This is a genomic window from Kribbella sp. NPDC104218, from assembly GCF_055584105.1.
Genome location: NZ_JBVJMQ010000002.1, coordinates 559,176 through 577,377, shown reverse-complemented (window position 1 = coordinate 577,377; position 18,202 = coordinate 559,176). Strand labels below are relative to the sequence as shown.

13 protein-coding genes and 1 other RNA gene are annotated in these 18,202 nt (G+C 69.5%); 6 read left to right on the top strand and 8 right to left on the bottom strand.

Translation table 11 applies throughout. The features are described from left to right. Positions 1 to 38 precede the first annotated feature (38 nt). From ACZ6ZD_RS18670 to ACZ6ZD_RS18655, 4 genes are all read right to left on the bottom strand, one after another. Positions 39 to 1,505 (bottom strand): S10 family peptidase, encoded by a 1,467-nt coding sequence (locus tag ACZ6ZD_RS18670; protein ID WP_465673658.1) that lies wholly within the window; start codon positions 1,503 to 1,505, stop codon positions 39 to 41. A gap of 69 nt (positions 1,506 to 1,574) precedes the next feature. Then, a complete protein-coding gene (locus ACZ6ZD_RS18665) occupies positions 1,575 to 2,702 on the bottom strand; it encodes a ThuA domain-containing protein (RefSeq protein ID WP_465673656.1) in 1,128 nt (375 codons plus the stop codon). 8 nt (positions 2,703 to 2,710) lie between these two features. After that, positions 2,711 to 5,524 (bottom strand): carbohydrate-binding protein, encoded by a 2,814-nt coding sequence (locus ACZ6ZD_RS18660; RefSeq protein WP_465673654.1) that lies wholly within the window; start codon positions 5,522 to 5,524, stop codon positions 2,711 to 2,713. A gap of 13 nt (positions 5,525 to 5,537) precedes the next feature. Next, positions 5,538 to 8,345 carry a fascin domain-containing protein gene (locus ACZ6ZD_RS18655; RefSeq protein ID WP_465673652.1) on the bottom strand — a complete coding sequence of 936 codons (2,808 nt, stop codon included), beginning with the start codon at positions 8,343 to 8,345 and terminating at the stop codon, positions 5,538 to 5,540. Between the two features lie 142 nt (positions 8,346 to 8,487). On the opposite strand from ACZ6ZD_RS18655, the gene ACZ6ZD_RS18650 reads away from it, so the two are divergent. Beyond that, positions 8,488 to 8,856 (top strand): DUF952 domain-containing protein, encoded by a 369-nt coding sequence (locus tag ACZ6ZD_RS18650; protein WP_465673650.1) that lies wholly within the window; start codon positions 8,488 to 8,490, stop codon positions 8,854 to 8,856. A gap of 8 nt (positions 8,857 to 8,864) precedes the next feature. Beyond that, an RNA gene (gene rnpB / locus ACZ6ZD_RS18645) (RNase P RNA component class A) lies at positions 8,865 to 9,264 on the top strand. A gap of 11 nt (positions 9,265 to 9,275) precedes the next feature. On the opposite strand, the gene panB is transcribed toward rnpB, so the two are convergent. Then, entirely contained in the window at positions 9,276 to 11,234 is a 1,959-nt protein-coding gene (panB, locus tag ACZ6ZD_RS18640; protein WP_465673648.1) for a 3-methyl-2-oxobutanoate hydroxymethyltransferase, read from the bottom strand. Between the two features lie 164 nt (positions 11,235 to 11,398). Then, entirely contained in the window at positions 11,399 to 13,171 is a 1,773-nt protein-coding gene (locus ACZ6ZD_RS18635) for an NAD+ synthase (protein WP_465673646.1), read from the bottom strand. A 105-nt stretch (positions 13,172 to 13,276) separates the two neighbouring features. Between ACZ6ZD_RS18635 and ACZ6ZD_RS18630 the strand changes: the two genes are divergently transcribed. From ACZ6ZD_RS18630 to ACZ6ZD_RS18620, 3 genes are read left to right on the top strand one after another with little or no spacing between them, the layout of a single operon-like run. After that, positions 13,277 to 14,431: a DUF418 domain-containing protein gene (locus ACZ6ZD_RS18630; RefSeq protein ID WP_465673644.1), complete on the top strand. Its 1,155-nt coding sequence runs from the start codon at positions 13,277 to 13,279 to the stop codon at positions 14,429 to 14,431. 8 nt (positions 14,432 to 14,439) lie between these two features. Continuing rightward, positions 14,440 to 14,898 carry a hypothetical protein gene (locus tag ACZ6ZD_RS18625; RefSeq protein WP_465673642.1) on the top strand — a complete coding sequence of 153 codons (459 nt, stop codon included), beginning with the start codon at positions 14,440 to 14,442 and terminating at the stop codon, positions 14,896 to 14,898. Then, positions 14,895 to 15,815 carry a hypothetical protein gene (locus ACZ6ZD_RS18620; protein ID WP_465673640.1) on the top strand — a complete coding sequence of 307 codons (921 nt, stop codon included), beginning with the start codon at positions 14,895 to 14,897 and terminating at the stop codon, positions 15,813 to 15,815. The genes ACZ6ZD_RS18625 and ACZ6ZD_RS18620 overlap by 4 nt, the downstream gene beginning before the upstream one ends. On the opposite strand, the gene ACZ6ZD_RS18615 is transcribed toward ACZ6ZD_RS18620, so the two are convergent. Then, complete coding sequence (locus tag ACZ6ZD_RS18615; RefSeq protein ID WP_465673638.1) at positions 15,741 to 16,148, bottom strand: hypothetical protein; 408 nt, start codon at positions 16,146 to 16,148, stop codon at positions 15,741 to 15,743. The genes ACZ6ZD_RS18620 and ACZ6ZD_RS18615 overlap by 75 nt on opposite strands. A gap of 116 nt (positions 16,149 to 16,264) precedes the next feature. On the opposite strand from ACZ6ZD_RS18615, the gene glnA reads away from it, so the two are divergent. Further along, positions 16,265 to 17,605 (top strand): type I glutamate--ammonia ligase, encoded by a 1,341-nt coding sequence (gene glnA, locus ACZ6ZD_RS18610; protein ID WP_171670618.1) that lies wholly within the window; start codon positions 16,265 to 16,267, stop codon positions 17,603 to 17,605. Here glnA and ACZ6ZD_RS18605 read toward each other — a convergent pair. Further along, positions 17,602 to 18,171, bottom strand: a complete 570-nt coding sequence (locus ACZ6ZD_RS18605; protein WP_465673635.1) for a peptidylprolyl isomerase — start codon at positions 18,169 to 18,171, stop codon at positions 17,602 to 17,604. The two genes, glnA and ACZ6ZD_RS18605, sit on opposite strands and share 4 nt — an antisense overlap. Between the last annotated feature and the right edge of the window lie 31 nt (positions 18,172 to 18,202).

Sequence of the window (18,202 nt, the reverse complement as noted above, 5' to 3'; positions counted from 1 at the left end):
ATCGGCCCGGGCCGAGGGTGGCCCGGGCCGATTGTCGGTCAGCGGTTGGAGGCGGCTTGGATGAAGGCGGCCAGGTCGGCGGCTTGCTGGATGCGGGACGGTTCGTGGACGTACATCATGTGGCCGGCCGGGTAGTACTTGACCTCGATGTTGGCGGCCAGGTCGCGGGGGATGTTGAGCCGGGCGAGGGTGTGCTCGGTGGCGAAGTACGGCGTGGCGCCGTCGTAGTAGCCGGAGGCGACGTGGATCTTCAGGTGCGGGTTGGTGCGCAGGGCGTCGGCGAGTTTGTCGGCGACGGTGATCTGGGCGCCCTCGAACTCCTTGAACGACCAGTTCTTCGCGGCGTCCGAGCTGAGCGTCTCGTAGTGCAGGTCGTTGCTGTAGCCGAGTTCGGCGCGGACGTAGTGGTTGAGGGCGGCGGCGTACGGGCCGATGATCGCGGCGAACGACGGATCCTTGCCGCTGGCATCGATCGCGTAGTCCTGCTCCCAGCCGAGGAAGCGGCCGTCCAGGCGGCCGACGGTACGGCGCTGGGAGCGGAGCAGCTCGGTGTAGAAGCGCTGGTGCTCGATCCGCAGGTCGACGCGGTCGATGTAGTCCTCGGACAGGCCGGTCAGCTCGGCCAGCCGGGTGACGACCTCGGCCCGGTAGTCCGCGGGAATTCGATTGCCCTGGGCAAGCGCATTCGGGTAGCGGCCGGCCGCGAAGCGCTCGGCGTCGGCGATCACCTCGTCGAGGGTCCGGTCCGGGATCAGGCCGTGGTAGTGCGCGATCGCGGCGTACGTCGGCAGGAACAGGGTGTACGGCAGGTCGTTCCCGGCGTAGAAGTCGAGCGTGCCGAACTCGAGGACGACGGAGATCAGCATCACGCCGTTCAGGTACATGCCGTAGCGGCTCTGCAGATGATCGGCCAGCCCGGCGGCGCGGGTCGTCCCGTAGGACTCGCCGGCCAGGAACTTCGGCGAGATCCAGCGTCCGTGCCGCGACGTCCACAGCCGGATCACCTCGCCGACCGACTCCAGATCCCGCGTGAAGCCGTGGTAGTCACCCGGCTTCTCACCCTCGACGGCCCGCGAGTACCCGGTCGAGACCGGGTCGATGAACACCAGGTCGGTGTACGGCAGCAGGCTCTCCGCGTTGTCGACCAGCTCGTACGGCGGCGCCGCCACCGACCCCGCGTCACCCGAAACCACCCGGCGCGGCCCGAGCAGCCCCAGGTGCAGCCAGATACTCGACGACCCCGGCCCGCCGTTGAACGCGAAGGTCACCGGCCGCTCCGCCGCGTCGGCGTCGTCCAGCGTGTACGCCGTCACGAACACTTCGGCCTTCGGCTGGAAGCCCTCCGACTTACCGTCGGTGAGCACCTCCTCACGCAGCACGATCCGGCCGGTCGTGGCGGTGTAGTGCAGCTCCTGCCCGCCGATCGTCACGCTGTGCCGGGTGGCCACCAGGTCGTCGGTCGGCGCGGCCGGCTTCGTGGTCTCGGTGCTCTCGTCGTTCGCCATGTCAGGCACCCTAAACGACCTCAGGTGTACGGCGACCCGGACCGCCTCCGGGCCGCCGTACACCAGCTCCTAACTCAGCGAGAAGTTGTCGACGTCGAACAGCGCGCCCGACCCGCCGCTGAAGGTCAGGAAGAGCGCACCGGTGCCGGACGCCGTCAACGCGGTCGTCACGGTCTGGTAGTTCTCCCAGCCGCCAGTGACCGGGACGGCGACCGATCCGAGGATCGGCCCGGTGGCCGAGCCCGAGCGGACCCGGATGGTGCCGCCGATGCCGCCGGACGAGATCCGCGCGGTGAACCGTGTTGCCCCCGCCGTACTCACCTGCGAGTATCCGGCCCAGTCGCCGTTGTCGATGTAGCCGAGCGTCCGCCCGCCGGTCGCGCCGTTGTGCGGAGCGATCTGGACGCCGGACTGCGACGTGAACGCCTCACCCTCGATCGGGATCACCGGGGGAGTGGAGGTGGCGCCCGCGGCGTACTGGATGCCTCCCAGCAGGTGTTGCCGGAAGGCGGGCTCGGAGTACGACGCGATCGTGTGCCCGAAGCCGGTGTAGAACGAGCGGCCCGAGCCCTGGGCGTGGTACCAGGCGATCGGATGGTCGCCCATGTTGCCGCCGCTGTAGGTGGATTCGTCGAGGTTGATCAGCACCCGCACGTTCGGCCGCGGGTTGGTCCCGTAGTTGTACAGCTCGTCCGACCGCACCCAGGTCGTCCCGAGATGCGCCGTCGACTGATGCGTGCGGTCCTCGACCCGGGCGGTGACCTGCTGGATGTGCGGGTGGCTGTGGAACCACGCGCCGACCAGCTGCCCGTACCAGGGCCAGCCGTACTCCGTGTCCGCCGCCGCATGGACGCCGACGTACCCGCCGCCGCCGTTGATGTACGACTCGAACGCCGTCTGCTGCGCGGCGTTCAGCACATCTCCGGTCGTACTGAGGAAGACCACGGCCTTGTACGCCGCCAGCCCGGCCGTGGTGAACGCGTTGGCGTCCTCGGTCGCGGTGACCGTGAACCCGTTCGCCGCGCCGAGATCGCGGATGGCCTGGATCCCGGCCGGGATCGAGTCGTGCCGGAAGCCGGCCGTCTTGCTGAAGACGAGCACCTGGTACGGCGCCGCCGCGCACGCCAGTTCGGTGTTCAGGCCGGCCACGATCAAGCCACCGGCGATGAGTGCGGTACGTCGGGAGAAGGTGGTCATGATGCTCCTCAAGGGGTGACGGTGAAGGTGTCGACGTCGTACAGATTTCCCGCGCCGCCGACGAAGGCCAGGAACAGCGGCCCGCTCGCCGAGCCGTTCAGCGTGGTCGAGACGTTCTGGAAGTTCTCCCAGCCGCCGGTGACCGGGACGGCGACCGACCCGAGCAGGGTCCCGGTCGCCGAGCCCGCGCGAATCTGGAGCGTGCCGCCGGCGCCGCCGGACGAGATCCGCGCGGTGAAGCCGCGCATCCCGGCCGTGCTCACCTGCGAGTACCCGGCCCAGTCGCCGTTCTCGATGTAGCCGACGGTCGCTCCGCCGCTCGCGTTGGTGTGCGGCGCGCGCTGGACGCCGGACTGCGACGTGAACGCCTCACCCTCGGTCGTCGTCCCGCCGGAGCCGGTCGTGTTCAGCGTGAACGCGTCCAGGTCGAACAGGTTCCCGCCGGTCGGGCCCTTGAACACCAGCACCAGGGTGGTGGTTCCGGACGGCCGGTTGCTCAGGTTCCCGCTGACGTTGACGAACGTGTCCCAGCTGCCGGTCGGTGCGACGGCGGCGCTGCCGAGCAGAGTGCCGTTCGGCGAGCCGACCCGGACCTCGAGCGTGCCGCCGACTCCGCCCGACGAGACGCGCGCGGTGAACGACGTCGCGTTACCGACGACATACGGCTGGAACGAGATCCAGTCGTTGTTGTCGACGTACCCGACCGTCTTGCCGCCCTCGGCCGGCGCGTGGTCGGCCAGCTGGATACCGGACTGCGCGCCGAAGTGCTCGGCCTGCCGGTGCCGCGGCTGCAGCTTGTGCTTGTCGACCGAGGTCAGCCCGCCGTTGTCGGTGTAGGACGCGGTGAAGACGCCGTACACGTTGGCCGCCGGGTCGTGCTCACCGTCCACCGGGACGTCGATCGATCCGCTGCAGCCGTTCTTCGCGGTGATCTCGTGTTCGTGCGAGTCGTGCCCGAGCAGGTAGGTCACCTTGACCCGGGAACAGTCGATCGTCCCGTCCTCGGGGTCGGTGACGGTCACCTGGAACGGCACGTTGTCGCCGAACGAGAACAGCTGCCCGTCGGCCGGTGTCTGCAGGGTGACCGTCGGCGCGGTGTTCCCCACGCTGATCTGGACGTTCGCCGATCCGGTCAGGCCGGTCGGGTCGGTGACGGTCAGCGTCGCGGTGAAGTTGCCGGCGGTGTTGTAGGTGTACGTCGGGTTGGCCTGGGTCGAGGTGCCGCCGTCGCCGAAGGTCCAGCGATACGTCAGCGCGCCGCCCTCGGGGTCGGAGCTACCGGCCGAGGAGAAGTTCACCGTCAACGGCCGTCCGCCGGACGTCGGCGTCCCGGCCGCCTTGGCGATCGGGTTGCGGTTCTGCGCGCCGATGTACTCGATTCGCCACAGCGCCTGGTTGTTCGAACCGGTGCCGTAGTCGAGGACGTAGAGCGCGCCGTCCGGACCGAACGCCATGTCCATCACCTGCGTGCCGGTCCAGGGGAACGCGCCGATATCGCCGACGCCGCCGGTTCCGGTCACCTCGATCGCCTTGATCCAGCGGCGGCCGAGCTCACCGGCGAAGTAGCGGCCGTTCAGCGAGGCCGGGAACTTGACCGGCGAGTTGAGGTTGGCGTCGAAGCGGTAGACCGGGCCGCCCATCGGGGACTCCGAGCCGGTGCCGAACTCGGGCGGCGTACCGGCGTCACCGGCGTACCGGATCCAGGCGGGCTGGGCCGGGGGCAGCGTGGTCAGACCGGTGTTGCGCGGTGAGTTGTTGGTCGGGCCGCCGGCGCAGTTGAACTTCGCGCCGGAAGGGCCGCTCGGGAAGACGTAGTCGTTGTAGGTCTCGGTGCTGGTGTTCAGGCCGGTGCAGTACGGCCAGCCGTAGTTGCCGGGGGCAGTGATCCGGTTGAACTCGACCTGGCCGTTCGGCCCGCGGTTCGGGTTGGTGACGCCGGCGTCCGGCCCGTAGTCGCCGAGGTAGACGATGCCGGTCGCCTTGTCGACACTCATCCGGAACGGGTTCCGGAAACCCATCGCGTAGATCTCCGGCCGGGTCTGCGCCGTGCCGGGCGCGAACATGTTGCCGGCCGGGATCGTGTAGCTGCCGTCGGCCTGCGGTTTGATCCGGAGCACCTTGCCGCGCAGGTCGTTGGTGTTCCCCGACGTCCGCTGCGCGTCGAACTGCGGGTTCCGGTTGGACCGCTCGTCGATCGGCGTGTAGCTGTCGGACTGGAACGGGTTGGTGTCGTCGCCGGTGGTCAGATAAAGGTTGCCAGCGGCATCGAAGTCGATATCGCCGCCGACGTGACAGCACTGACCGCGGTCGTTCGGGACCCGCAGCATGATCTTCTGGCTGGCGAGGTCGAGGGTGTTGTCGGTCTTCAGGAGGAACCTGGACAGGTGCAGCTCACCCTTCCAGGTGTCCCAGGTGGACTGCGTGCCCTCGGTCGGCGCGTCACCGCCCGGCGTACTCAGCTGTGGCGAGAAGTACAAGTAGACAAAGCGGTTCGTCGCGAAATTCGGATCGACCGCGACACCTTGCAGACCTTCCTCGTCGTGCGTGTAGACACTCAGCTTCCCGGCCAGCGACGTCGCGCCGTTCACGTCGGTGATCCGCACCGAGCCGTCGCGGGCGGTGTGGATCACCGACCGGTTCGGCAGCACGGCGAGCGACATCGGCTCGCCGAGCTCGTTCGCGCCGCTGGCCAGCGAGATCTGCTGGTAGTCACCGGGCGGGATCGTGGAACCGGCGACCGCCGTGGAGGCGGTCAGGCCGAGTGTCGCGGTCAGCACGGCGGAGATCAGCAAGGAGATCCGCCGGACACCTTTCCTGGTCATATGGCTTGCTCCTTCAGTTGTTGATCAGGTCGAACTGTTCCCAGGGGCCGATCGCCGTTCGGTTGGCGATCAGGGCGGCCGCGCCGGCGTTCTCGGCGCAGACCAGGTTGTTGTTGACTTGTGCGCGGAAGCTGACCGTGCCGTCGCCGTTGCGGATCAGCTGGAAGGTCTCCCAGGAGCCGACGGCCGCGTTCTTCGCGAGCAGCGGAGCTGCCCCGGCGTCGTCGGCGGCGACGTACAGGCCGTTGGCCTTGGCTTTCAGCGAGACGTTGCCGTTGCCGAGGTCGGTCAGCTCGAACTGCTGCGAGGTACCGATCGTGGTGCTGTTCGCGATCAGCGGCGTCCCGGTGCCGGCCGTCACGTACTTGCCGTTGGCGCGGGCGCGCAGGCTGATCGTGCCGTTGCCCGGTGTTGCCTTGGGCAACCCGATCGAGACCCGGTCGTAGCGCCGGGCGACAGTGGCCGGCGTCCCGGTGAGAGCCTCGAACGGCTGGACTGCGGATCCGGTCTTCTCCACCAGGTAGGACCGGCCGGCTTGCGCCGGAATCGTGAACGTAGCGCTGGACTGCGCCGGGACGACGACCGCGCGGGTGCGGCCGTCGAGGACGGTCACGCTCTGCCCGGGCCATGGACTCCGGACGGCGAGCTGTTGGTCGGCCCCGGAGCTGATCGCCACCGTGGTCGGCGCCCCGCCGCTGACTTGGACGTGCACCTTCGACTTGTGGCCGATGGCAACCGTCCCTTCACCGGTCCAGTCGCTCGGCCAGGCGGGTGCGATCCGCAACAGGCCGTCGTAGTCCTGCGCCAGTGCCTCCGGTACGGCGATCGCGAGGACGCCGGAGTGTTCGATGTACGGCTCCGATGCCTGTTGGGCGGTGAAGCTCGCCATCCCGGACGGGTAGACCTGGAACTGCCGGATCGCGGCCAGTAGCGCGGTCTTCACGTCGTTTGCCAGCCCGAGCCGGGCCGCGTGCAGCGCGTCGTAGCTCCAGGTGTGGCTGTTGACGTAGCTGCGTGCGGTGTACGTACGGCGTCCGAGGGCCGAGTTGTCACCGATCAGGTTGAACGGCCAGACCGCTTCCAGACCGATGTTCTCAAAGTTGCGGCGTTGCGCGGCCGGTTGGGTGGACGGGCCGATCATCGTCGTCCCGTTGGCGTCGTCCGCCGGGGTCAGCAGCTGTTGCTGGGTTGCCGTGTCGGTGCGCGGCAACGTCTGCAGCTTCGGGATCGCGGCGTTGAGCTGGTTGACCAGCGCCGCGTCGACGTTGAGCAGTTGCGCGGCCCGGACGGCGACCGGGAAGAACGACTGCATCGCCGCGACATCCGTCGCCGGGTTGGTGACGTCCCACTGGGTCTCGTGGGCGTTCGACCGGGTGTGAAGCTTGCCGTCGGCACCTGTCGTCGCATGCGACAGCAGGAACTGCGCCGCGCCCTTGATCAGCGGGTAGTGCGCCTGCAGGAAGGACCGGTCGTCGGTCATCCGGTAGTGCTCCCAGACCCACAGGCCGACCTCGGCGCCGGTGGTGACGTTCAGGGAGTTCCACATCGGCGGGATGGTCGAGTCGCAGGACGCGTTGTCGTTGCCGCCGTTGTAGGTACCGTTGCCGTTGAAGCGCATCGTCTCCGGGACGCAAAGCCCTTGTTTGCCGGGCATGTGCGCGCTGGTCCAGGCGGCGATCGCGTCCAGGTTGTCGAGGTAGAGCCGGAACATCGGGTCGTTCAGCGCCGGCAGTCCGGCGGCCAGGTTGGCCGCGACCTGCATCCGCAGGTTCCAGAACCAATAGCCGGCCGGGTACCAGTCCCGTTTGTCCTGCGAGAACGTGAACAGATCCGCGACCCCGGCCTGGGAGCCGGGCAGGACGCCGCGACTCTGCGCCGCGCTCGCGTACAGGAAGATCGTCCGCAGGTTCTCGACGTAGTCGCCGGTCCCGTCGGGTGAGCTGATCTTGATCAGCCCCGCCGAGCTCCAGTAGTTGTGCCACCACTGCAGATGGGCAGCGCGGACCTCGCCCTGCGTGGCGCCGTTCAGGACGTTGTTCGTGGTGGCGATCGAGTCGCCGCCGGTCCAGGCCGGCGCCGCGACGACGACCCGGAACGAGCCGTTGGCGTTCGGTTGGAAGCTGACCTGTGCGGTCAGGTTGTTGGGGGTGGAGGCAACGACATTGCGGCCGCCGGCGCTGATGCCGGCGAGCGAGCCGAAGGTACGGCCGGACGCGCCGGCGCCGTTGTTGTCGACCCATATTTCCGCGAGCGCCGCCGTACTGCCGACGGCTCGGGCCTGTGGCGCCCGTCCGGACCAGAGCTTCACCTGAGCGATCTGGGTGCTGTTCGGGTCGGCGCCGGTGACGTCGACGACGAGCTGCTGGGTGTCGGCCCGGATGAACGCGGTCGCGGTCATGCCGCCGCCGGACTGCCGCAGCATCCCGTCGTACAGATCGAGTCTCGCGCTGAAGTCGGCCGCGCCGGTGAGCCGGGACAGGCCCGGAATCACCAAGTGGCCAAGGGATTTGCGGTCCGGGAAGGTGTCGGTGCGGTTGAGTTGGGCGGTGAACCCGTCGGCGGCCCAGACGGCCGCGCCGAGGGCGCCGTTGCCCAGCGGGAGCGAGTCGGCCGGCGCCGGGTTGGGTCGCTGCAGGACGACGTCCGAGCGCCGGACGACGTTCGGGGTGTCGACGGCGAACGCGCCGTCGCGCCAGGCCGTGGTGCCGGGCGCCGCCTGAGCCGACGGTGCGGGCAGGACGGCGGCGATCAGGGCCAGACAGAGCAGGATGCGGAGTTTCGGCCGGATTTTGGGCAGGCGTGAGCGCACTGGGAAGTGCATCGGACCTCACTGATGGTGCGGGGCGGACCCATCGGCCGGGTGCGGGCGAACCCTGGGTGCTATCGGATGTTTCCTGCCCCGGAGCGTCACGTCAAGACTTCGTTGGGCGACCATCCGAAGTAACTTGTTCTAATCTGTGCCCATGGCGACGATCTTTCACCTCGCGCTCCCCGACCAGTGGGCGGCGGCCCAGGCGGCCGGCTGCTACCGCTGGTCGACGCGCGGCAAGTCCCTCGACGACGGCGCGACCTTCATCCACGCCGCCCGGCACGACCAGGTCGCGCTGGTGGCGAATTTCGTCTACGCCGATGTCGAGGGCGCCCTCGACCTGCTGGTGATCGACACCGAGCGCCTCGTCTCGGCCCTGTGCGACGAGGACCTGGACGGGATCGGCATCAGCTTCCCGCACATCTACGGCCCGCTGAACCTGGACGCCGTCGTCGACGTCCGCCGCTACGAGCGCGCCGCCGACGGCCGATGGCCGGACGTCAGCCCGCAAGCCGTATCCTGATCCCGGAACGGGTCGGTCGGGCGATCGCGTCGGTCACGCGAGTGGCCGCCGAGGAAAGTCCGGACTCCACAGGGCAGCGTGGTGGGTAACGCCCACCCGGGGCAACCCGCGGGACAGTGCCACAGAGAACAGACCGCCAGCGGCCTGGATGAACCCCGTGGTTCATCCAGGTGCGGGTAAGGGTGAAACGGTGGTGTAAGAGACCACCAGCTCCCCAGGTGACTGGGGAGGCTCGGTAAACCCCACGTGGAGCAAGGCCAAGAAGGACGCCGGGCAACCGTCGTCCGCGCGAGCGTTCGAGGGCTGCCCGCCCGAGCTCGCGGGTAGGCTGCTGGAGGCGCCTGGCAACAGCCGCCGTAGATGGATGATCGCCGATCACAGAATCCGGCTTACAGACCGACCCGTTCCCAACTCCCGGCTCAGAAGGTGTGCTCGTCTCCCGGGAAGGCGCCCGACGCGACATCGGCGACGTACGCCGTGACGGCCCCGGTGAGGATGCCGCGCAGATCGGCGTACTGCTTGACGAACCGCGGCATCGCGCCGGAGCGCAGGCCGGCCATGTCCTGCCAGACCAGGACCTGGGCGTCGGTGTCGCGGCCGGCGCCGATGCCGATGGTGGGGATGGGGACGCGTTTGGTGATCTCGGCGGCGACGTCGCCGGGGACCATCTCGAGGACGAGGGAGAAGGCGCCGGCTTCGGCGAGGGCGACGGCGTCGTCGATCAGGCCGGCGGCCTGGTCGCCGCGGCCCTGGACGCGGTAGCCGCCGATGCTGTGCTCGCTCTGCGGGGTGAAGCCGATGTGCGCCATCACCGGGATACCGGACTGCGTCAGCTTCTCGACCATTGGGACGACGGTCCGCCCGCCTTCGAGTTTGACGGCGTGGACGCCGGCCTCCTTCATGAACCGCACGGCGGTGTGGAAGGCCTGCTCGGGGGAGGCCTGGTAGGAGCCGAACGGGAGGTCGGCGACGACGAGCGCGCGGTCGGCGGCGTTCGCGACGGCGCGCGCCAGCGGGATCAGCTCGTCGACGGTGACCCGGAGCGTGGTGTCGTAGCCGAAGACGTTGTTGGCCGCCGAGTCGCCGACGAGCAGCACCGGGATGCCGGCCTGGTCGAAGATCTCCGCGGTGTACTGGTCGTACGCCGTCAGCATCGCCCACTTCTCGCCGCGGTTCTTCATGTCCCGCAGGTGGTGGACGCGGTACCGGCGCGGGGTCCCGCTGGCCGGGCCGTCACCGGAACCGCCGCCCTCGGCGGGCCGGTTCGCGGCCGGACGGCCCTCGGCGGGCGTGGCCGGTGCGCTCTCGGACGCCGTACTCGCGGCGGGCTGGGCCCGGCGCGCGGCGCGGTGCGAGGCGACGTGGTCGAGCGCGACCTGGCTCGGTGCGTCCTGCTGGACGTCGGCACGGCGGCGGGCGCCGACGCGCCGCTCACTCGTGGGCTCGCTGACCGGAGTGTCGCTCTCGTACTCCGCGCTAGGGTCGGACAGATAGCTGTTGTCCGAACCCGCCGGAGCCGGAGCCGGGTTCTGCGCAGGCTGCGGTGCCGGCTGAGCCGTGGGCGGCTGCGGACTCGGCTGCGCCACCTGCGGCTGGACCAACTGCTGGGGCTGCGCCGGCGGCTGCGGCGGTCGCTGCTGGACCGGCTGCTGCGGCGGCTCAATCGGCTGCTGGGACGGCGGCTGCGGCGGAATGATCGGCTGCACACCCGTCAGCGCGCTCGGCTGATGCGCCGGCGGGTGAGTGGCCGGCTGGGCCGGCGGCTGGCCGTAGCTCGTCGGCGGCTGCTGGCTCAGGCCGTTCGTCTGGGCCGAGCCGTTCTGCATCGGGGTCGGAGCCGGGCTGCTCCAATTGGCCGACCCGTTGGACGCCGGTGGCGCGGGCGGGCGCGGTGCCGACTGCTGCTGCGGCGGCGGACCGCTCGGCGCCTGCCGGTTCGGCGGGACGCCGTTGCTCCCGTTCGTCGGGGCGAACGGGCTGGCCTGCCGGTTCTGCGGCGGCTGTTGCGGCTGGGCCGGCGGCTGCTGCGGCCGGAACGGGTTCTGCTCCTGCTGCTGGTACGGCGGCTGGCCGTAGCCCTGCGGCTCCTCGGCGTACCGCTGCTGCTGCGGCGGCTGGGCCGGGGGAGAGCCGGGCAGGTACGGCGGCTTCGGCACGTACGGCTGCTGCGGCACCGGGCCGCGCTCGAACTGGCGGGGTGCGTTCGGCAGCGACGGCGACGGGTCGAGACCCAGGCCACTCGGCCGGTCCCGCCACGGGTCGCTGTCGTAGTCCGAGCGGCGCTGTTCTTCGGTTGTCCGGTTCGACGGTCCGGTCCCGTACGGCGAGGGCATCTCCTCGTCGTCCTGGGTACCGGCCGACAGGAAGTTGTCAACCATGCCCTCATCGTCCCACCGATGCGGAGGGTAAGCGCCACCGCCCGTGGGTGAGTGGTCCGTCACGTCGTCGCCGGACAGGCCGGAATACCCGCGGGAGTCCTCGCTCGGTTCCACGGGCGAGCCCCACGGGGTGTCTTCGGATGGGCGGTACCGCCAGGAGTCGCTCAGTGCTCGGCTGCCTTCCTTGCGTCCTCACGCCATGCATTGGTGATCGGCAACCGGCGGTCCCGGCCGAAGGCCTTGTGGGTGATCTTCGGGCCCGGTGGGAACTGCCGGCGCTTGTACTCCGCGCGGTCGACCAGCTGGATCACCTTGCTCACCAGCTCGGTCTCGAAACCCGCGGCAACCAGCTCGGCGCTGCCGCGGTCCTGCTCGACGTAATCGTCGAGCATGTCGTCCAACAGGTCGTACGGCGGCAGCGAGTCGGTGTCCTGCTGACCGGGCCGCAGTTCCGCGGACGGGGGTTTGGCGATCGAGTTCTCCGGAATGGGCGGCTGCTGGCCGCGTTCCTTGGCGTCGGCGTTCCGCCACTTGGCCAGCCGCCAGACGACGGTCTTCGGCACGTCCTTCAGCGGGGCGTACCCGCCGACCGCGTCACCGTAGATCGTCGAGTAGCCGACGGACAGCTCGGATTTGTTGCCGCAGGCAAGTACCAGGTGGCCGTCGGCGTTCGACAGACCCATCCAGACCACGGCCCGGACCCGGGCCTGCAGGTTCTCCTCGGCCAGGCCGGTCAGGCCGAGCGTGTCCAGGAACGGCTGCACCATCGGCTGGATCGGGATCACCCGGTAGTTCAGCCCGGTGCGCGCGGCGAGCTCGGCGGCGTCGTCCTTGGAGTGCTCGCTGGAGTAGACGCTCGGGTTCGAGACGCCGAAGACGTGCTCGGCGCCGATCGCGTCACAGGCGATCGCCGCGACCAGTGACGAGTCGATCCCGCCGGACAGGCCGAGCAGGACGGACTTGAAGCCGTTCTTCTGGACGTAGTCGCGCAGGCCGGTCACGATCGCGCCGTACATCTCGGCCTCGTCGGACAGCCGCGGCGCGACGGCGGCGGCGATCGGCTCGTACGCCGGCAGCGGCTCGTCGTGGATGACGCTGTGCACGATGTCGATACCTTCGTGCGACCCGGACGGCGTACCGGTCGCGGCGGGCAGCTCGAGGTCGACGACCATGCTGCCCTGCTCGAACTGCGGCGCCCGGGCGAAGATGTTGCCCTCGGCGTCGGCGATCAGCGAGTCGCCGTCGAAGACCAGCTCGTCCTGGCCGCCGACCAGGTTCACGTACGCGAGGGCGCAGCCGGCCTCGCGGGCACGGCGTGTGACCAGCTCCCCGCGGACGTCGTCCTTGTTCGCCTCGTACGGCGAGCTGTTGACCACCAGCAGCAGACCGGCGCCGGCCGCCTTCGCCACCGCGACCGGGCCGCCGTCCTGCCAGAGGTCCTCGCAGATGGCGATCGCGACGTCGACGCCGTGGATCCGCACCACCTGCAGCGTGTTCCCCGGGACGAAGTGCCGGAACTCGTCGAAGACGCCGTAGTTCGGCAGGTGGTGCTTGACCGCGCTGGTCAGCACCCGGCCCTGATGGATCACCGCGGCCGCGTTCGTCGGCGAGCCCTTCGGCCGGCCCAGCCGGTCCACGCCCATCGCCGTCCCGCTCGCGCGGTCCAGGTAGCCGCAGACCACCACGATGTCGCCGAGCCCGTCGGCCGCGAGCCGTTCGGCCAGCCGCCGGATCTTCACCTGCGAAGCATCCACGAACGACGCCCGCAGCGCCAGGTCCTCCACCGGATAACCGGTCAGCGCCAGCTCCGGGAACGCGACCACGTGCGCGCCGCGCTCGACCGCGTTCCGCACCCAGGCGACGATCTTCTCGGTGTTCCCGTCCACATCACCGACAGTCACATTCAACTGAGCAAGAGCCACCCGAACCTGAGCCACGAAAGGCACCCTACTGTCTCGATGGGCTGAATCAGTACGAAGGTTCGCCCGGGTGGGAACTTTCGTCGGACGACGGCGGCCGCGGAAAGCGGTTGAGTGAGCGGTATGACTGCAGTGGGCGGACCGACCGGGATCGCGGAACGGGCGCTGGGCCCGGATCTGGCCCGGGGCTTCATGTTGTTGTTCATCGCGCTGGCGAACTCGCACTATTTCGTCGGCGGCACGCGCTGGTTCGGCGGGTTCCCGGCCGATGGGAACGTGGTCGACCGGGGCGTCGGGTTCCTGATCTCGACCTTCGTGGACGGGCGGGCGTTCCCGATGTTCGGCGTGCTGTTCGGGTACGGCGTGGCGCAGATCGTCCGGCGGCAGCGGGAGAGCGGCCGGGCGTGGTGGCCGATCCGCAAGCTGTTGTGGCGGCGCAGCCTGGTGCTCGTCGTCGTGGGCTTCGCACATGCGATGTTGCTGTACGTCGGTGACATCTTGGGCGCGTACGGCGTGCTGCTGTTCCTCGGCGTCTGGGCGCTGCGCTGGAAGGACATCTGGCTGTTCATCGTGGCCGGTCTGGTCTTGGTGCTCACCGCGTTGCCCAGCGGCGACTCGTTCTCGACGATGACCGAAGGCCCGGATCCGGCCATGGTGCCGCCCGAGTTGCTCGGCCAGTTCGCCGATCGGCTGGGCGCGCATGCGTTCATCGCCTTACTGGGCTGGATCGGATTCGTGGCTCCGTTCCTGATCGGCCTCTGGGCCGGCCGGCGCCGCATCCTCGAGCGTCCGGCCGAACACCTGACCCTGTTGCGGACGACGGCGCTGGTCGGCCTGACGATCACGATCCTCGGCGCGCTGCCGGTCTCGCTCGTGGTCGGCGGCGTCATCCAGCAGCCGGGTAACGAAACGCTCAGCTATCTCGGGCCGTTGCACGACGCAACCGGTGTCTTCGGCGGTTTCGGGTACGCCGCGCTGATCGTGCTGATCGCCCGCCGGCTCACCCGCGGCCCCTTCGTCACCGCGATCGCCGCGGTCGGCCAGCGGTCGATGACCTGCTACCTGAGCCAGTCGGTGGTCTGGACGATCGTCTTCACGCCGTATCTGCTGGACCTGTCGAACACACTGACCACGACGACTACGGCCCTGCTCGCGATCGCGACCTGGCTGGCGACGGTCGGCCTGGCCGAATGGATGCGGCGCAAGGGCTATCGAGGGCCGTTCGAGGCGCTCATCCGCCGGTTCACCTACCGGGCGAAAACCGCTGTGGTGGTCTAATACGTCGGGTGACGAACGGTGATCGCCGGCTGGGACGGGCCGGCAAGACAATCCGGGTGGCCGTCGCGGTGATCGGGATCGGGCTGCTGATCAACGGCTCGGCCCGGGCCTCCGACGACGCCTGGCCGTTCGGCCCGATGTCGCAGTACGCCGGCAGTGTCGCGGACGACGCCGAGGTCACGTTCACCCGGATCACGGCGCAGACCGACGCCGGTACGTCGGTCGACGTACCGCTCAACATCGAGGGCGCGGGCGTCGCCCGGGCCGAGATCGAGGCCCGGACCGGCGAGATCGTGAAGAACCCCGCGCTGCTGCAGCAGGTCGCCGACGGCTGGGCGAAGAAACATCCCGACCAGCCGAAGTACCTGAAGCTCGAACTGATCCGCGACACCACCAAGCTGGTCGGCGGCCGGGTCGTCGGCCCGCCCACTCCCGAGGTCCTCGCCACCTGGCAGGTCCGCCGATGAGCCGTGGCGCGCGGATCGCGGGCTGGTTCACCCCGTCGATCGCGCTGGCCCGGATCGCCTGGCTGCGGACGATCCTCTATCTGTTCGTCATCCTCGACATGCACGCGTTCGTCCGCGACACGCGGCTCAAGGGCGAGCATCCCGATCTCTACCAGCCGCTGCTGCTGGCCCGCATCTTCCACCTGCCCGTCCCGTCGGTCGCCAACACGACGGCCCTGTACGTCGTCCTGATCGTGGCCTGCCTGGTCGGCGCGACGAACTTCTTCCCGCGGGTCGCCGGCTGGATCGTCGCACCGGCGTTCACCTGGTGGGTCCTGATCGGCATGAGCGACGGCAAGGTCGACCACGACCACCTCGCCCTGGTCGTCGCGCTGTGGGTGCTCCCGACCGTGTCGGGGGCCCGGCGCGGGGCGGCGGCGTACGGCGATCAGACCCGGTCCGAGGCGGCCGGGTGGGCGGTCCGTTGTGTGCAGATCAGCGTGATCGCGACGTACTTCCTGTCCTGGGTCGCGAAGGTCCGCAGTCCGGGGTGGAAGCTGCTGTCCTGGCCGAACAGCGCGATTCTGACCTGGGCGATCGTCCGGCGGCCGCATCCGGTCGGGGAGTGGCTGCTGCTGCACCCGTGGATGCTGCAGGTGATGCAGTGGGTCGGGTTCGTCGCCGAGTTCCTGTCGCCGGTGATCCTCTGGCTGAAGGGCCGCTGGCAGCTGCTGGGCGCGCTGTTCTTCATCGGCTTCCACGCGGCGAACACGGCGATCCTGCTGATCCACTTCCTGCCGACCGTCGTCTGCTGGCTGGCCTTCGCGCCGCTGGAGCGGATCGTGCCGTTCGTCCGGCGGAAGCTACACCGCGATGCCGGACAGCCCGAAGACCAGGCCGAAGATCGCGGGCAGGCCGAGCAGCAGGCCGGCGCGTAGCCGGAAGCGGCGTCCACCGGGCCCCGGCGTCCGGACGACGCGGGACAACACGGCCCCGGCGTACCCGAAGACGAACGCGGCCAGCAGGATCTGCCGGGTCGGCAGGCCGTCGGCGTCGTGGTGGGTCAGCCCGAGCGCGACCAGCCCCGGGCAGCAGAACGCGCACATCCCGAACCCGATCTCGGGCAGCGGCAGCCAGCGGCGTCCGAGGACGTCCCGCTCGGCCGGCCGGCGCTTGCGCAGTGACTGGACGAAGCGCGCCGTCGCCAGCAGCAGATCGCTCAGGCAGAGGATCCCCGCGACCACGAGAGCGACCCGAAACGTCGTTTGCACGGGGACACGGTATGACCTGACCCGTCAGATGTCTCGGCCAGCACGTAACGTCTGCTTAACAGAGGCGGGGCACACTGTGTGAGGGCCGCACAACCTGACGAGCGAGGTGGACCGGAATGGACAAGCAGCAGGAGTTCGTACTGCGCGCACTCGAGGAGCGCGACGTACGCTTCGTGCGGCTCTGGTTCACCGACGTACTCGGGTTCCTGAAGTCGGTGGCGGTGGCCCCGGCCGAGCTGGAGGGCGCGTTCTCCGAGGGGCTCGGGTTCGACGGGTCGGCGATCGAGGGGTTCGCCCGGGTGACCGAGGCCGACATGCTCGCCAAACCGGACCCGTCGACGTTCCAGATCCTGCCCTGGCGCGGCGAGACGATGGGCACCGCGCGGATGTTCTGCGATATCAACATGCCGGACGGGTCCGCCTCGTTCGCCGACCCGCGGCACGTGCTGAAGCGGACGCTGTCGAAGGCCGCCGATCTCGGCTTCACCTTCTACACCCATCCCGAGATCGAGTTCTACCTGTTCAAGTCGCTGGCCGGCGCCCCCGGGACGACGCCGGAGCCGGTCGACTCGTCGGGCTACTTCGACCACACCCCGCAGGGGATCGGCAACGACTTCCGCCGCGAGGCGATCACGATGCTGGAGTCGATGGGGATCTCGGTCGAGTTCAGCCACCACGAGGGCGGCCCGGGGCAGCAGGAGATCGACCTGCGGTACGCCGACGCCCTGAGCACCGCCGACAACATCATGACGTTCCGCGTCGTGGTCAAGGAGGTCGCGCTCAGCCAGGGCATCTACGCCTCGTTCATGCCGAAGCCGCTGAGCGACCAGCCCGGCTCCGGAATGCACACCCACATGTCGCTGTTCGAGGGCGACCGGAACGCGTTCTTCGAGGGCGGCGCGCAGTACCAGCTGTCCAAGACCGGGCGCGCGTTCATCGCCGGCCTGCTGCACCACGCCGCCGAGATCACCGCCGTCACCAACCAGTGGGTGAACTCCTACAAGCGGCTCGCGGTCGGCGACGAGGCGCCGTCGTTCGTCTCCTGGGGGCACAACAACCGCTCCGCGCTGGTCCGGGTGCCGATGTACAAACCGCACAAGGGCCAGTCGTCGCGGGTCGAGTTCCGCTCGCTGGACTCGGCGGCCAACCCGTACCTCGCGTTCGCGCTGATGCTCGCCGCCGGGCTGAAGGGCATCGAGGAGGGCTACGAGCTGCCGCGCGAGGTCGAGGAGGACGTCTGGTCGCTGACGCCGCGCGAGCGTAAGGCGCTCGGTATCAAGCCGCTGCCGGGCAGCCTGGCCGAGGCCATCCACGCGATGGAGGAGAGCGAGCTGGTCGCCGAGACCCTCGGCGAGCACGTCTTCGACTTCTTCCTGCGGAACAAGCGCGCCGAGTGGCAGGACTACCGCCGCCAGGTGACGCCCTTCGAGCTGAACAAGCTGCTGCCTGTTCTCTAACCGATCCGGACTTCGCTGATCCGGACCGGACGGTCCGGCTCGGCGGCGATCTGGTCGAGCAGGACGAGACCGTTGCTCACGGCGCCGATGATCGTGGAGCCGGCCGGGGCGCCGTGCACGTCGTGCACGACGAAGAAGTCGCCGCCGTTCCTGGCGCCGTCATTGCTGACGGCAACCACACCCCGGCGGTAATGCTCCTCGCCGGTGAGCTCGGTGGCGTAGGTGAAGCCGGCCCGGCCCGTGCCGCACTCGAGGATCGCCCGGGTGCGGCACGGAGTCCCGTGGTAGTAGCGGTTCAGCGCGAGGTGCGTGAAGCTGTGCACCGCGCAGGGCGCGTTCTTCCGGTCGAGGCGGAGCTCCAGCGTGCCCCGATCGGTGACGACCGTGACCTTCACCGTGCCGAGCAGCGGCGCCAGCGAGTACGGCGGCCGGACGTCGCCGCCGTCGGTCCGCGTGTAGGTGCAGTTCTTGAACATCGCCGGCGAGGCGTGCGCGACCCAGCTCTCCAGGACCAGGACAACTGCGGCGACCAGGACGACGGCTACTGCTCGCTTCCAGAGACGCATACGCACGACCGTAACACTCAGTACATGACTC